Origin of the sequence: Algoriphagus aquimarinus (assembly GCF_007997215.1) — a bacterium.
Classification (GTDB): domain Bacteria; phylum Bacteroidota; class Bacteroidia; order Cytophagales; family Cyclobacteriaceae; genus Algoriphagus; species Algoriphagus aquimarinus_A.
The window spans coordinates 71940-87376 of sequence record NZ_VORW01000006.1 but is presented as its reverse complement, the minus strand read 5'-3'; the positions used below and the strand labels follow the sequence as shown (position 1 = coordinate 87376).

Genomic DNA, 15437 nt, shown 5'->3' with positions numbered 1-15437 from the left:
TAGAATCAGGTGAAACCATACCTAGTTCACCATATGATCCTAGTCTAAACTTAGAGAGAATTAGTAAAGTATTTCTCGAACTTTACCCCTTTGACCAATTCAAGAAACTAAAATGCTTATTATCCCTGATGAGAAAATCATCGAACTTCTAGATTACAAAAAACTGATAGAGGCACTTCGAGAAATTTTTCAGTCTGACTACACCATGCCATTACGGCACCATCACTTTTATACCACAGCAGAAGGAGATGAAAACACCTTGATCCTAATGCCGGTTTGGAACAGCGAATACATGGGAATGAAGCAGGTCACTGTCGCTCCAGCAAATGCTAATCGAAACATGCCTTCTATTTTTGCCCAATATATTTTGAGCAATTCCAAAACTGGCGAGCCTCTGGCTATGATGAATGCCACTGAGCTCACAGCCCGAAGAACTGCTTGTACTTCGGCACTTGCAGCCTCTTACCTATGCAGAGATGATGCTGAAAATCTATTGATCGTGGGTGGCGGAAAAGTGGCTCAGCATTTAGTTCATGCTCATATGGCGGTGAGAAACTTTAAAAAAGTCAGAGTTTGGATGCGAAATCCAACTAAAATGAAAGAATTCGTAGCGAGTTTGAAGAATCAGGGAATCCTTGCAGAATGCGTCACTAATTTAGAAGAATCAGCACGGCAGGCAGATCTTATCGCATGTGCCACGCTTTCTAAAACTCCTGTGATTAAAGGGGATTGGGTAAAACCCGGAACACACTTAGATCTAATTGGTTCTCATAAACCAACTACCCGTGAAACTGACGACGAGGCTATTCTTAAGAGTTCTATTTTCGTTGATTCCCGTGCCGGCGCTCTTCATGAGACAGGTGAACTTGCACTACCTATCGCTGAAGGAATCATCACAGAAAATGATGTAAAAGCCGACATCGTGGAACTGATCAAAGGCATTCACCCTGGAAGAACCTCAAGCGAAGAAATCACACTTTTCAAATCAGCCGGTTTGGCTGTAGAAGACCTTGCCGCCGCGCTACTGGTTTATAAAAGATATAATATCAACTAGGTCTACCGGGCATTAGACCCCCCCCCCCCGTTTAGGCATAGTTCCGTACAGTGGCCGGAGGTAAAATACCTATTTATACTCGTCACAGCTTTCCTGAAAAATTGTCAATTACACGCTATCATTTTTATAATTCTCAATTCTATATTACCTGTCTAAGCACATTTTTAACAAAAAAATATTATTTTGTATTTCAAATTTTTACCAAGTAATTATTTAGTTATTTTTTATAAACGAAATAAAATCAATTGGTCAGTTAGATCCGAACCACCAAACTCATGCTAAGCATCCAAACAAAAAACACCTATCGCCTTACAGCACTGCTGATGGTAGTCATTATCATCGGTGTGCAATGGGGTTTTTATGAAACTTACACAAGCCAGTTCCCAAACTTCATAAATTCAACTTACATCATCCATATTCACGGCGCCCTTTTAATGATTTGGTTGGGATTATTAGTAGTTCAGCCAATGTTGATTTATGTAAAAAAGGCAAAACTGCACCGAAGCATCGGTAAAGTAGCTTTTGTATTAGGGCCCTTGATTATCCTCTCAATGTACTTTGTTACGAGAGATTCTTACTGGCGCGGTTTGGATGTTCTCTCTGAGAGCGAAAACCTGGGTTTTATGGTGCTTGATATTCGTGGATTCTTCACTTTCGCCATCTTTTGGGCATTAGCCATGGGCTACCGCAAAATACCATCAGCACATATGCGCTATATGATTGGTACCGGAATTTTAGCTATTGGGCCTGGTGTGGGACGTGGTCTTCTTGCCAGCTTTGATATATCACCTTATGTCGCTTTTACTATAACAGATGGTATTGATCTCCTGATTGTAGGCACATTGTTAGGTATTGACTTGGTGAAGAAAAACGACTACAAACCTTCCCTCGTGGTATTCTTGTTTTTGCTGGTTGGCTCGGCACTTTGGCAGATCAATGAAAGTAGTCTTTGGCAAAACTTTGCCCTTTCTTACGCTGAGCTTTTCTATTGATAGAAATTATCCTAAATATAATTACAAACGCATAATCCAGAAAAGTATAAGTTCTAAATTCACCCTATCTTTTTCATTCCTATAGTGCCCGGAAGAAATTGAGACAGATAAAACAATGAACCTTATACATCCAAAATATGCCTCCCTTTATCACCAATTCTCTGTGAAGTTTCCTCGGTGATATACTTCTTTTGATCAATCTGTTGGGGTTGCTCTCTGCTGCAGAAATAACTGTGAATACTTCGTCGTACCTGGTTAGTTTGATTAGTAGTCCCTCCATGCCAAACATGTGAGTTAAATATAAAAACCGAGCCCGCAGGGGCTATGATTCGGATTTCGTCAGGATGTTTGTCAAGAGGATCCGCCATTACTTCATCGGGTAGAGAGCTTAATTTATGTGATTTTGGCACGATTCGCGTTGAACCATTATGCTCCGTGAAATCGTCAAAAAGCCAAATGCTATTGCAAACTTGGTACGAGCCATTCACGACCGTATTTTTCCAATCTACATGAAGTTTTTGAAGACCTTGATTGGGTTTTGCAGCTCGATAATTGAGCGAGGATAATTTGTATGACTGACCCAAAACAGCCTCAATACCAGCCAGCACACGAGGATGGGTATAAAAAACATCAAAAATGGGTCCCTTATTAACCAAATTAGCCAAGCGGTCTGCCCCCTCTTCTTTCGGATGACGGATGTATTTCGACTCTGCTAATTCTGCCCCTGCATTTTCACCCTCCGACTGCATCAATTGATCAATTCTATCATTGACTTGTGTGACTTGTTCTGCAGTTAATAGTTGACCTAAATTGAGATACCCATAGGTATCTAAAAATTCGATTTCTTGTTTGGTGAGCATATGAAAGCATTTTATGATTGACCGCAAGTGTGCCAATATTCTATTGTAAAATATAACTACAGGCAACCACTTAAATTCCCTCGTTCAATGTGGCTGGAAGACATCCCCATAATTATCAGGAGACCGAAGCGGCCTCAATGAATGTTCCGATTCCTATCGGGATTACCAAATCTTATTATGCTTTTTAATGGTAGAAAATCAGATAATCAAGCTGTTTTTATCTCAAACAATGCTGAAAGGTTGAAATTCAGTAAAACACTTAGTTTGATGTTTTTCCAGTTCTAGCCCTGCACAGTGGTCGAGAGTAACTAAACCTAGTCCATTGCACCATCCTTATTCTCCCTTTCTAGTTAAAGGAAGGGTAAACTTGAAATTACTTCCTTGTCCCTCTACACTTTCAACCCAAAGATGCCCATCAAGTCTTTTCACAAACTCTCTGCAAAGAACTAGACCTAAGCCCGAACCACCTTCGTTATCAGTACCTAGGGATGTCATGGTAGTGGATGGGTCAAAAATCTTACGTATGGTCTCTACGCTCATTCCTACTCCATTGTCGCAAACAGAAATCTCCACTTCATCCTCGCTTGTAGTTGCAAGGATATCAATAGACCCTCCTTTATTGGTGAATTTTATTGCGTTAGAAATTAGATTTCGCAAAATAGTCCCCAAAATATTTCTGTCTGTATATAATTCGATATCAGTTGAAAGGGCATAATTCAAAGAAATATTTTTAGCCTTTGCAAGTGATTCTTTAAGCCAGAGTGTCTCAGTTATGACTTTGGACAGTATGATTTTTTCTGGGATAAAACGTAATTCCCCCGTCTGTGATTTTGCCCAGTTCAATAAGTTATCAAGCAAATTAAGGGTGTTTTTTGCAGTAGAGTTAATTAGGTCAATGTATTCTTCAGACTCTACTTCATCCATATCACTTTCTTTGAGGAACTCAGAAAGGCCTATAATATTGTTAAATGGATTTCTTAAATCGTGTGCTATGATGGAAAATAACTTGTTTTGGGTTAGGTTTAATTCCTCGAGTTTAAGTTTACCCTGTTGTATTATTATATTTTTTTCAAGTATGGTTTTTTGATCTATCTCTTTTAAAAGCATAATGAAACCTATGCAGGAACCACTTATGACAAAAAGTGAAATTATCAGAAACCAATTACCAATGACTGAATTAGTTGTATAAATATAAGATTGATCTAATTGGTAAATATAAAAAGCCCTGATAACCTGGAACAATGAATAGATCAAAAGCACTCCACTTATCAGTAAAGCGGATTTGTACTTATTCTTATTGGTAAAAAGATAATAGGAGCCAACACCTAAGAAAAATGAAGAGGATGCTATCCGTATTACATTAAGCATTGTATTGTTTTCTTCGACGATTAAAATGCAGGAATAAACCAGAAGTACGGCAGCAATGAAAACCCACAAGAGTTTTTTTCGGATTTTACCATCGAAAGAAAGAAGGCCAAATGATGTCAGTGCAAAACTGGAAATCATAAGGAAATTGCTTATCCGGGTTGAAAATAAAGGAGGAAAATGATCTCTAAAATTAAACAGAACAATAGCGATTACCTGAAACGAAACCCCTAGTGCAACTAACAGCAGATACCATCGCTTATGATGGTAAAAATATTGATAGATGAATAAGGCTATAATGAATAAATTATTCAGCGCTAAAAAAAACAATATCGAAGGGTAATCTAAGGTCATATTTTTTCGCTATTCACTTTAGTCCAATAAAGATTAAAAAAATCGCTTAATAATCTGGTTTTTAAATGTGATTCTGTAAACTTAAAATTACTTCTCAAAAGAGTCGCTTAATATGATTTATGCACTGATCAGCTGATATCCGTTTGCCATCAATTAACAGCTACCAAGGCTATTCCTTCCTGATTAGCTGCACAGCATCCAAACGCACCCTAGCTTTATTTATCAGGGCTGATAATGTATTTCGCTCTTCCAATGCTGTCTGAATTTCGCTGGCCCTAATGTCCTTATTCTTTTTTTGTAAGGCAGTCAGTCGATTGATCTCATGATCCAATGTGCGTTTCATTCGGTCTAAACCCCTGTTTATTTCTTTTTCTCCCAGCTGCTCAGCGATTTTTGTGGCAGATGAAATCATATTGGGCAATAAAGTGTCTACAAATACATCATTTTCCAGCAAGGGATCTATTCTGCCGGGTACTACGTTTTTGTTGAGCATTGCAATTGTATAGCTTTCTGTCACTTCTTTTCCCGTATGGTCTACCACAATTCTCAGCGGTGTATCTGCGAGGAAGCGGTCAATATCAATACTCTGCTTGCCTGCTGTTTCGAGAACAAAAATCAATTCAAGTAATAGCCCAGGACTACCGGTGCCCCGAATCAATCCACAACTGGCTGTTCCTAGGGTCGAACTCAGCATTTTATCAATGGCACCGTTTGCCATGGGGTGATCCCAGGTAAGAAAGCTCACATCCTCTCTGCTGAGTGCTCTTTTTCTATCGAATGTCACCTGAACTCCCTCCTTCGGAATGGAAGGGAACACTTCAGCACTATAGGATGCAGGATGTAATAGGTACGTCCTGGACGCCAAGTCTTCCATCTCTATATCAAAATATCGAAAGACTTTAGTCAGGTAAGTTTCCAGAGCGGGGTCATTATCTTCCGCCTGAATTTGTTCAATTAGTTTCTCTGCTACTTTCGGACGAAATGAATTCATCTCCAGCAACTTATCGCGTCCCTCTGCAAGATTTCTCTTTAGTTCTTTTTGATATTCAGCAGTTTCAGAAATCAAAACTTCCAGTTCAGACTTCACTGCTTCAACCGATTCTAATTCAGAAATAGCAAGTAATCGCTTGCTGAATAGTTTAGAGATAATATTCCCTCCTTCCAGATTAGTATTGAAAGCATCCAAGCCTTCATGAAACCACTTGACAAGGAGTTCTTGTGGGCTGCCTAGCAGATATGGAATATGGATAGTAATATCCTCCTTCTGCCCTATGCGGTCAAGACGGCCGATTCTCTGCTCCAGCAATTCGGGATGGAAGGGCATGTCAAACAGTATAAGATGATGTGCGAATTGGAAATTTCTACCCTCACTCCCTATTTCAGAGCAGATTAATAGTTGAGCCCCTTCAGACTCAGCAAACCATGCAGCATTCCTATCGCGCTGTACAAGCGTGAGGTCTTCGTGGAAAACGCTTGCCGTAAACTCTGGATAATCACCTAAAGCCGATTCCAATGCCAGTACCTTTTCTTTGGAGCTGCATATCAACAATATCTTTGCATCCTGCAATTCCTCCATTTTCCCTACAAGCCACTTCACTCTCGGATCTTCATCAAACCAAAATTCCTGCTCTGGTTTTGGTTCGGAAGAATGTTCCATATCATAGGAAAACTCCTTCCTCAACCGTTCAATCCAAAGACTATGATTTTCCTGTTCCTTGATAGGAATCAGCTGGGCAATGCGCTTAGGAAATCCGCTCATGGCCAATCGGGTATTTCGAAACAAAACTCTTCCCGGGCCATGCTGATCAAGCAAATCTTCTATAAGATTGTGCCTAGTCAGTTCATCCTTATTAGCTAGCAAAGCGATTCTTTCCTTAGAAAAAATATCTTCCAGCAGGCTTATTTCTTTCACTTTTAAAGCTTTGCCTGTGGAAAGCTTTTCGACTATAACAGCAATGTCTTTGGTACCATCAGATTCATTGATAAAATCATCGTAATTGTTATACCTATTTGGATCCAGTAATCGCAGTCGTGCAAAATGACTTTCTACCCCCAACTGTTCCGGCGTAGCAGTTAGCAGCAGCAATCCTTTGGCTACCTGACTCAACAATTCTACAATGCTATACTCGGGACTTACCTCGTCCACAGACCATTCCAGGTGATGCGCTTCATCGACTACTAGCATGTCCCAATTGGCAGAAATGGCTTGCCTGGTTCGCTTTTGTGAACCTGCCAGAAACTCTATGCTACAAATCACCAACTGATCATCAAGGAAAGGATTTCCTTCGGGCGCACCTTTCTCAAGAGACCTACAACGTTCCTCATCGAAAATATTAAACCATAGGTTAAATCTTCTCAAAACCTCCACAAACCACTGGTGGATCAAGGATTCGGGAACAAGAATCAGCACCCTAGAAATCCTACCCGTTACCAACAAACGATGCAGAATCAGACAGGCCTCAATGGTTTTGCCCAAACCAACCTGATCGGATAGCAAAACACGGGGCGCAAACCGGGAACTCACTTCATGGGCTATATACAATTGATGCGGAATCAAATCTATTTTACCCCCTACAAATCCATGTACCGGAGATATTCTTCTTTGATAATTGTGATCAAGCGTTTCTCTACGTAAGGCAAATAGTTCAGGCGTATCTACATCTCCCGCAAAAAGTCTATCATCCACCGTATGGGAGGTAGACACATCCCCAAGCTCTTCCTCGCCCAACTCTCTGCCGTCCCCATAGTACACATACAGCTCATCTTCGAGTTTAACTTCTTCAATCAACATAGCTTGTCCTTGTTGATCTACGATGGTATGGCCAGGCTTAAAAACCGTTCGGAGCAAAGGAGCACTTTCTATGGAATACATTCGCACTTCTTCTGAGACAGGAAAAGATATCCGCACCTTTCCTTTGCTGACTTCTGTCACTATGCCCACTCCGAGTTCAGGTTCTCCGGAACTGGTATATCGTTGGTTTAGAGAAAATTCTCCCATGTACTATGGTTCTTTTTTAGGTGATTAATTTGCGAGTATCATGATTCTTTGGTTGAAAAGCAGGGTGTCGGATGCCTGATGTCCGATGAAGCCTCAATTCAGTGTTAACCAATTTTATTTCAAAATATGTTAAGTCATTGCTGAGGCTGCGGAAAGTCAACTGAAAAACAATTCCTAGCTAGTATGAATCTTGAAAATGAAAAACTGCAGAGTTGTGTTTGTCATTTTTTGGATGAAAACAAAGATAGCAGAAAAGAGGCAAGCTTTAGGTTTGGCTGGGATAGGAGTAGCTTGATAGCAGTGAAATCGGTGTAATTCTGTAAAGCAGTCGGGAGAAAAACATCTTGACGATCTCAATCATTCCTTTTGTGATCGGATGAAATTACTCTTTATAGTTGAATGATTTTTCAATTTCAACCATGCTAGGTAATAGCAAAAAAAGAGATTTCCCCTTCCCTAACCTATGTAGTGCCGGACAGAACAATGAAAAAGTACGTGGTCTGTGTCTTCACAGACCACGGTTAGGATCAAGCTCGTAAACTTTAGGTTTTAAACCTCTTCCGAACTCTTCTTAGATTTTCTATAGATATAATTTGGATAGATGGCACGCTTTGCAAAGCGGTTGATCTTATCGCTATTGATCATTTTTTGATAGACTTGCGGAGTTACCCCGAAGTATTCGTAGGTATTACCATCTACAAATGTGATCTCTAGCAACATCCCTTTGTGGTGATAGTCTGCGATTCCAGCTACGTTAATCGTTTCTGTGTAATTCGCGAAATTAGCCTCATGGGTTTCTGGAGCTATACTTACCAAAAAATGATACCCATCGATAATTCTGCGGCTTTGTACTTCTGCTTCTACTTGCTTTGGATCTCCACTTAGAAATTTGTCAGGATGCCACTCCTTCACAAGATTGCGGTAAGTCTTTTTCAAGGTGGTCAAATCGATTTCCTTTTCAACTCCAAAGAGTTTCTTGTATTCGTTTATACGCTTCATGTTATTTTCTTTGCGGGCGCAAAAGTACGGCTTAATTTGACGCGAATTACTATAGGGTCTAAACTTTGATTTGAAGAATACACCAAACTCCATTCTTTATTGCTAATGAATAGCTTAGGACATGTATACACACGCCATAACAACCAAGCGTGTCGTCTTTCGAAGACCATATCAAACTATCACTTCGCTGAGGCATTCTATAGTTTTGGAAGTCTGGGCTAGAGATCTAGAATCAACAAATTAGAGGGATAGAAAAAGCTACTTTATATCCCATTGTACCATGCCCAGCCAATATCTCCTGGATCTATGTATTCCTCAGAAATAACAATCCGCTCCAAGTACTTCATGCTTTTAAAACCGATTTGTTTCTCCAGTCTCAATCGAAGCGGCGCACCATGTGGTATGGAGAGGTTTTTTCCATTCATACCATAAGCCAAGATGGTTTGGGGATGAAAAGCATCGAGTAGATCTATGCAATCCAACCACCCATCGTAGGAATAAAAATTTACCCAGCGAGCTTTGGGCATAATCCCCGCATGCTCCAGTAAGGTACCCAGTGGTAATCCAGTCCACTCTGCAATAGCCGTCCAACCTTCCTCACAGGTGTGCCTGGTGATTTGAGTCCGTGCAGCAAAACTCTTAAGTTGGTTCAGTGAATAGCTCGTAGGCCTAGCCACAAGACCCTCCACAGGAAGCTGCCAATTGTCAAAGCCATTGCTTAATAAACGCTCATAACTTTCGCTGAAATATTCCTTTGAAGTATCAGCGGGATTAATAGTACCAGTCGCAGGCATGGAAGAGATCTCACTAAAACGGTATTCCTTAGCCAAAGATTGACCGGGAAGTAAGGCTCGATGAGCAGCATAAGTGAAATTATCACCCATCCGCAGGATATTCCCATAGTTCGGAGGCAGGGGTTGCTTGCAGCCGGGAATAATCAGGGCGCCTAGAGACGCCATACCAGTTGTGATGGCTGCACGTCGAGTTATAATCTGCTTCTTTTTCATCTGTTTACAAATTGATCTTCAAAGGTCATCCCTCCGATAATTATCGGGGCTATCAGGAGAAATCTTGTAGGCGTCTTTCTCAATTTCATGATTGTTTACCTATGGTCATATACCGCAACTGTTGTTTGAATCCAGATAACATAATCATCACTATATGCATGATCAAAAAGATCTCAAGGGCCAAAGAGGTAAAGAAATGGATCGTTCTGGCAGATTGATATCCACCGATAACTTCCAACAGAAATGGAAAAGCGGCAGTGATGGCAGGAGACATAGTAAAGCCTGTGATTATTGCCAGAGGCAATGCCATGAAAATAATAGTCATGTAAGCAAGTTTTTGAAGCAGCCCATAGGTGGGGCCACCCGTAGGCGGGGCTATCTTCATCTGAAAATGCTCTTTTATATCTCGCCAAAGCTGAGCAGGAGTCAGTTCTTTTATTCTGGGCCAAATGTGTTTTTGAAAATGCCCGCTAAAAATCCCCAGAAGCAAATACACTAAACCTGTCACCACCAGAAACCAAGCGGCTAAAAAATGAATACTTCGCCCCCATCCATTTTCATTAAACATCAACTCCTCGCCATTTCTGCCTGCACTGACAGGCGAATCTTCGGAATCAAAAAACGGTACTTTCTCTTGCCAATCCGAACGCTTATGGTTACGACTTATAGGAATTTCCAGCAATGCGGGAGTGAGCTCATTCCCTACTTCCCCCCAATAAAGTCGCGGATGAACCATCATTATTTCGATGCCGGTAAAGACCAGAAATAAAAAACTAAGGGTAATAATCCAATGTGCAGTCTTCACCCAAGGTTTATGCCTTAGTTTCTCTGATAAGCTTGTACTGGTAGAATCCATATAATAAAACGTACATTTTTTTGGGCTAACTCTCTGTAATTAAATGTACTATTTTATTTGAATACTTGATTAGTGTTGCACAAGCAGGCTTTTAACACTACTTCCCACTTGGGAAATCTTAAGCCAAATTGCGGACAAGCCCTTATCTTCACTTGGAAGTCGCTGGGACCACTCCTCCGTAAGTTTGCAAATCGTTAGCTCCATGGCATTTTCCTCTGATGGGAAAATATTCTCACAGGAAGTGGGGACAACACTTCTATCCTTTGTCAAATGTTCAAATCGGAAACTTACCGAAGAGGATAAATAAACTATGGAATAATTGAATATGTGGCAGATCTCAGCAACTGAAAGATTGAGTACTTAGGAGATCAGTCAGAATAAAGGGATTACCTAATCAGTAAGGAAAAGTAATAGTCAATCAAAAGCACACCTTAATTTGAGATAAACTACTATCGGGCATAGCTTTTTATTGGCAAGCTAATCAGCGTCAACTTCCTAAAGCATCTCCTGATCTGAGTTGCTATTCCGTGGCAACAGCGAGTAATTATACCTACCTATCCAAAACAATTGGTGATTGAGTAGCAAAGTGAAGAACTCATTGAGATTGACATTTATATCAGGTGAAATCCATCCCTTTGCTTATCGAGATATCCGTAGAAAAGATCATTCCCATGCCAGCTCAACTGAGAGTAAAATGGGCTGAACTAGATCCCACCCTCTAAATACCGTAGGAGATTATAGAGCCTTGTACCCCTAATTTTTTTGGTTTATATTCACCATTTCAGCCACATACAATGAGTATAATTTATAGTCGGTTAGTAATAAATTAACGGATTGTAGACTGCTTCAATCCCTTAATCAAATAGCTGAAATGAAGCACAAAATAAGCTACTCGTCTTAAATTACCCAGTGCTAACTAACTGATTTTAAGCAATAATAAACAGCTAAATTTATAGTAGAAATTAACAAAACATGAAAAAAAATATTGTCACTAGGCTTAAAATTCATTATCTGCCAATGTTTGCCCTTAGTGTAACTTTCTGTATTATTTTTTACCTCTTTTGGAAGCCCACTTTACCTATTGTTCCTTTTATCACTTATACTTCAGGATATCTAAGCATTTGTTTATTGGCAGTCTCACTAATTTTAGGACCTATAAATTTGATGTTAAAACTCAAAAACCCAATCTCAACTAATATAAGAAGAGATATTGGTATTTTTGGAGGGTTATTAGGTCTGATTCATTCTGTGGTTGGGCTATTTATGCATTTCACAGGTAGGCCTTGGCTTTATTTTGTAGAAGAAGTTGAAAAAGGTTTTGCAATTCGTAAAGGTAATTTCGGGTTGGCAAATTACACTGGGTTACTTGGGGCCTTCATCCTCATCTTGCTACTTGTCATATCAAACGATTATTTTTTAAGAAAATTAAAAGCAGCAAAATGGAAAAACCTGCAGCGCTTCACTTACTTGATGTTTGTTTTAGTAATAGCGCATTCTATATTTTATAGATTAAATGCAGACAAAGTAGATTTAATAATTTATTTATACCTACCCATTTTTTTGACCATATTGGCATTTCAACTTATTGGAATATGGTTAAAAACAAGAAAGAATGTTTGAACCGGAGAAATCAATTCCATCTTGAGTAGCTCCTGGAAATTTAATAGTTCGCTTATCTGTTAAGCCAAAAAGATTACACCTTTTCAGATTCTTTAGCAGCCAGCCTAAAAGAAACTAGCAGAAATAAACAACTAAGACATAGAGCTGCATATACACAGCTCTATGTCTTAGTGTTCACCACACCTCCGAATCAATTAAGGCTGGCTATAAAATTATCAACCACCAAACTTAAATACTCATTGAGGGCTTGTTGCGTTTTTGTTTTATACGCAGCTCTATCAGCTTTTACTTGATGAGATACTTCCAGCTCTTTATCATTTGTATAGGCAACTCCTGCATATGTCGTATTGTAACTCCTATCTGGTGTAACATACTCCTTAAACTTCTTTTCTTCCATTACCCCTGGGATTTCTATACCACCTTTTGGGCTATAAGACAAAATGGTATTTGCTCCTGCTCCATTCATTCCACCTTTCCAAACCACACGAGCGGCAACTCTAGATGTTTCTATTTTAGAACCAAATATACCCTCAGCAGATTTAGCTATTGCAACTTCTGGCATTTGGTATTGCACCACCCCTTTCATCTTGGTGGCATCAGTTACATAAGAACTATTACCTTCAATGGTCACAAATTGAAAGCAGATGTTGGCTTCAAAAACCGGAATATCTCCTAGTTCTTTGGATAGTTTAGGCGTTGTATCCAAAAAGGTGCCTTTCGTTTTTCCTTTACTGTCTACTTTTTTAACATAAAAATCAAATCCAGCGGGTGCCGTAGAAACATAACCAATAAGTTGAGCTTTAGAAGGAGTACCTCCGGTCATTTTGGTCCAGTCACTATAAAACTCCGTATTACCAGCCTCAGCTGAATTGACAATTTCTATCCCTGCATCCTGGAGTTTTTTCACCACCATGGCATAGGCATTATTGGTGATTTCCTGCATATCTGCAATTTCTACTCCCGTCATACCAACAGCCATCTCTGCTTTAGTTTTACCTCCTGCACTTGCTTCCGAACTTGCAGCAATCAATTGGTAATTCACAAAGAATTGATTTAGATAAACCTTCTTTGGAGCATCCTTTAATTTTTTTTCACCGTAGCTGTTATCGCTAACATTTTTACTGGTTACTATTTGCCCCTGCACCATAGTGCAAAAGAAGAAAGCTAGAATTAATAAGTAGTTTTTCATGGTTGCAGATTTTTATATAGTTACTTATACAAATAACTCCATTAATAACCCTTGTTTCAATAAGGTTGATTAGGTATTTTGGCATACCTAATGGTAGGTATATAGCTTAAATTTACTGCCTTGAGAGTAATCGTACTAATCATTTTTTGCCTATGTAGCTTTGTCTCTTATGGACAAAATGAGTTACTAGATAGCCTCCAAAATATTCTTACTAATAAGCCAGATGATTCGACCAGAGCAACTGTGCTCGGTGATCTCTGCTGGCATCTAAAGTACTCAGATCCTCCCAAAGCGCTGGAATATGGTTACGAATCGATCAAGATTTCAAAGCAACATGGATACAAAGCGCTGCAGGCTTATGCCTCTAATAATGTTGGGGTAGTTTTTTGGGCCAAATCAGATTATGACTCTGCAGCCTATTACCTAGACCAAACCCGGGAACTGTATACCTCCATAGAAAATGAGCGAGGTGTGGCAGTGACTTCGGTTAATTTAGGACTCATCCTACAAAACAAAGGAGATTATGATGCCTCTTTGGAATATCAATTAGAGGCACTACGAATTGTAAATAAGTTAGAGGATCAGGGTCTGAAAGGAAGCGTCTTGACAAATATTGGAAACGTGCATTTCCTGAATGAAAAATTTGATAAAGCCAAAGACTACTATTTTGATGCGCTTCGCTTAAAGAAATCATTGCCTGACGATGATTTCAGACAAAACATTCAAAAAACCTTATTGAATATTGGCAATGTGTATGGAAGACTGGAAGCCCAAGATTCGGCCATTTATTATTATCAAGAAGCTCTTCCCTTCGCTATCAAAGCCAATGACTCCAAAAGCCAGGCCTTAATTTATACGGACTTGGGTCACGCATTTTCTAAAAAGGAGCAATACAGTTTGGCAAGTGACTATTTCAAAAAAGCGCTGGCAGTATATACTGAAGGCAAGTATGAAAATGATTATGATCAATCTATCCTTCTCTGGTCCTCAGCTCAAAATGAACTTAGAAGAAATAATATTTCAGTGGCGGTCAAACTGGCTGAGCAAAGCCTGCAACTCTCCAAAAAACTAGAAAACCTAAATCGCCTAAAGGATAGCTACGGACTTTTAGCAGAAGTGTATGAGGCAGATAATCAATTTGGACCCGCGCTGCAAGCCCATAAGTTTCATAAAATCTATCAAGACAGTCTCCTGAACATTGAAACTAATAAGGAAATCGCAGAGCTAGAAACCAAATATGAAACAGAGAAGAAGGATCAACAGATCGTTTTATTAGACCAAGAGAATAGTATTCAGCAGGCCACCAACCAGCGAAATTTCATCATTATTCTTGCCTTGTTTTTTGTGCTGCTACTCTTACTTCTGGTGTTTTATCTCTGGAGAAAGCAAGCACGGATCAGTCAGCAAAAGGTGCTCAGCGAGCAAAAAACAAGACTTCGTGAGGCTCAGATTCAGGCAGTAATTAGCAGCGAGGAAAAAGAACGCAAGCGCTTTGCTTCTGACCTCCATGATAGCATGGGGCAATTGGTGAGTGCATTGACCATGAATATTCAGGGTTTGAAAAACAGTAGTAATGATCTTTTGGTGCGCAATGAGATAGTAGATAACTCTACCGCGTTACTTAATGATATTCAGCATGAGATACGAAATATAGCCTTCAACCTCATGCCTCAGGTGCTCACCAAAGAAGGTTTAATTCCGGCACTGCAAGAATTGATTGTAAGGATTAATAAATCAAATCAGGTAAATGCCGAAGTTCAGGTTTTTGGGATAGATGCACGATTAAACGAGGTTTTTGAAATTTCACTTTACAGGATTTTGCAAGAGTGGATATCCAATGTATTGAAGTACTCCGGAGCTACTGAGCTTTTGATTCAGTTTACAGCCCATGAGGAAGAGGTCATCATCACAGTGGAGGATAATGGAAATGGATTTGACCTGAACACCTTTGAAAACAGCAAGGGAAATGGCTGGAGGAATATCAATACGCGGCTAAATCTTATCAAAGGAGCCATGGATATCGATACCAAAAAAGGAAGAAAAAACACCATGCTCACCATCACCATTGACAAATCTCATGCACTAAAACCCTCTCAGGTAGAGAGGAATACCTATTCATAGGTATTGAAAATGACTTTAAACG

At 39.7% G+C, this 15437-nt stretch carries 11 protein-coding genes; 4 read left to right on the top strand and 7 right to left on the bottom strand.

Annotation, left to right across the window (positions count from 1 at the left end; translation table 11 throughout):
- Positions 1-112 precede the first annotated feature (112 nt).
- Both ESV85_RS11705 and ESV85_RS11700 read left to right on the top strand, forming a co-directional pair.
- Complete coding sequence (locus ESV85_RS11705) at positions 113-1054, top strand: ornithine cyclodeaminase family protein (protein ID WP_146917793.1); 942 nt, start codon at positions 113-115, stop codon at positions 1052-1054.
- A gap of 275 nt (positions 1055-1329) precedes the next feature.
- Positions 1330-2046, top strand: coding sequence for a YfhO family protein (locus ESV85_RS11700; protein ID WP_146917791.1), 717 nt, complete (start codon positions 1330-1332; stop codon positions 2044-2046).
- A gap of 122 nt (positions 2047-2168) precedes the next feature.
- On the opposite strand, the gene ESV85_RS11695 is transcribed toward ESV85_RS11700, so the two are convergent.
- The 6 genes from ESV85_RS11695 to ESV85_RS11670 form a co-directional block, all read right to left on the bottom strand.
- Positions 2169-2906: a phytanoyl-CoA dioxygenase family protein gene (locus ESV85_RS11695; protein ID WP_146917789.1), complete on the bottom strand. Its 738-nt coding sequence runs from the start codon at positions 2904-2906 to the stop codon at positions 2169-2171.
- Positions 2907-3239: 333 nt separating this feature from the next.
- Positions 3240-4343 carry a sensor histidine kinase gene (locus tag ESV85_RS11690; RefSeq protein ID WP_191321990.1) on the bottom strand — a complete coding sequence of 368 codons (1104 nt, stop codon included), beginning with the start codon at positions 4341-4343 and terminating at the stop codon, positions 3240-3242.
- A 451-nt stretch (positions 4344-4794) separates the two neighbouring features.
- Positions 4795-7623, bottom strand: coding sequence for an RNA polymerase-associated protein RapA (rapA, locus tag ESV85_RS11685; protein ID WP_146917785.1), 2829 nt, complete (start codon positions 7621-7623; stop codon positions 4795-4797).
- A 549-nt stretch (positions 7624-8172) separates the two neighbouring features.
- Positions 8173-8622, bottom strand: a complete 450-nt coding sequence (locus ESV85_RS11680) for a KTSC domain-containing protein (RefSeq protein WP_146917784.1) — start codon at positions 8620-8622, stop codon at positions 8173-8175.
- Positions 8623-8885: 263 nt separating this feature from the next.
- Complete coding sequence (locus tag ESV85_RS11675) at positions 8886-9629, bottom strand: molybdopterin-dependent oxidoreductase (protein ID WP_146917776.1); 744 nt, start codon at positions 9627-9629, stop codon at positions 8886-8888.
- An 85-nt stretch (positions 9630-9714) separates the two neighbouring features.
- The gene (locus ESV85_RS11670; RefSeq protein WP_146917774.1) at positions 9715-10485 is read right to left on the bottom strand and encodes a cytochrome b/b6 domain-containing protein; all 771 of its coding nucleotides are present in this window, start codon (positions 10483-10485) and stop codon (positions 9715-9717) included.
- Positions 10486-11457: 972 nt separating this feature from the next.
- Here ESV85_RS11670 and ESV85_RS11665 point away from each other — a divergent pair.
- Positions 11458-12105: a ferric reductase-like transmembrane domain-containing protein gene (locus ESV85_RS11665; protein WP_146917772.1), complete on the top strand. Its 648-nt coding sequence runs from the start codon at positions 11458-11460 to the stop codon at positions 12103-12105.
- A 190-nt stretch (positions 12106-12295) separates the two neighbouring features.
- Here ESV85_RS11665 and ESV85_RS11660 read toward each other — a convergent pair whose 3' ends face one another.
- Complete coding sequence (locus ESV85_RS11660; protein ID WP_146917770.1) at positions 12296-13294, bottom strand: hypothetical protein; 999 nt, start codon at positions 13292-13294, stop codon at positions 12296-12298.
- Between the two features lie 120 nt (positions 13295-13414).
- On the opposite strand from ESV85_RS11660, the gene ESV85_RS11655 reads away from it, so the two are divergent.
- Positions 13415-15415, top strand: coding sequence for a sensor histidine kinase (locus ESV85_RS11655; RefSeq protein WP_146917768.1), 2001 nt, complete (start codon positions 13415-13417; stop codon positions 15413-15415).
- The last annotated feature ends 22 nt before the right edge of the window (positions 15416-15437 follow it).

Bases quoted from the DNA above. Each gene is read 5' to 3' on its own strand.
- ESV85_RS11675 (WP_146917776.1), bottom strand. From the start codon at position 9,629: ATGAAAAAGAAGCAGATTATAACTCGACGTGCAGCCATCACAACTGGT.
- ESV85_RS11680 (WP_146917784.1), bottom strand. From the start codon at position 8,622: ATGAAGCGTATAAACGAATACAAGAAACTCTTTGGAGTTGAAAAGGAA.
- ESV85_RS11700 (WP_146917791.1), top strand. From the start codon at position 1,330: ATGCTAAGCATCCAAACAAAAAACACCTATCGCCTTACAGCACTGCTG.
- ESV85_RS11705 (WP_146917793.1), top strand. From the start codon at position 113: ATGCTTATTATCCCTGATGAGAAAATCATCGAACTTCTAGATTACAAA.
- ESV85_RS11665 (WP_146917772.1), top strand. From the start codon at position 11,458: ATGAAAAAAAATATTGTCACTAGGCTTAAAATTCATTATCTGCCAATG.
- ESV85_RS11660 (WP_146917770.1), bottom strand. From the start codon at position 13,294: ATGAAAAACTACTTATTAATTCTAGCTTTCTTCTTTTGCACTATGGTG.
- rapA (WP_146917785.1), bottom strand. From the start codon at position 7,623: ATGGGAGAATTTTCTCTAAACCAACGATATACCAGTTCCGGAGAACCT.
- ESV85_RS11670 (WP_146917774.1), bottom strand. From the start codon at position 10,485: ATGGATTCTACCAGTACAAGCTTATCAGAGAAACTAAGGCATAAACCT.
- ESV85_RS11695 (WP_146917789.1), bottom strand. From the start codon at position 2,906: ATGCTCACCAAACAAGAAATCGAATTTTTAGATACCTATGGGTATCTC.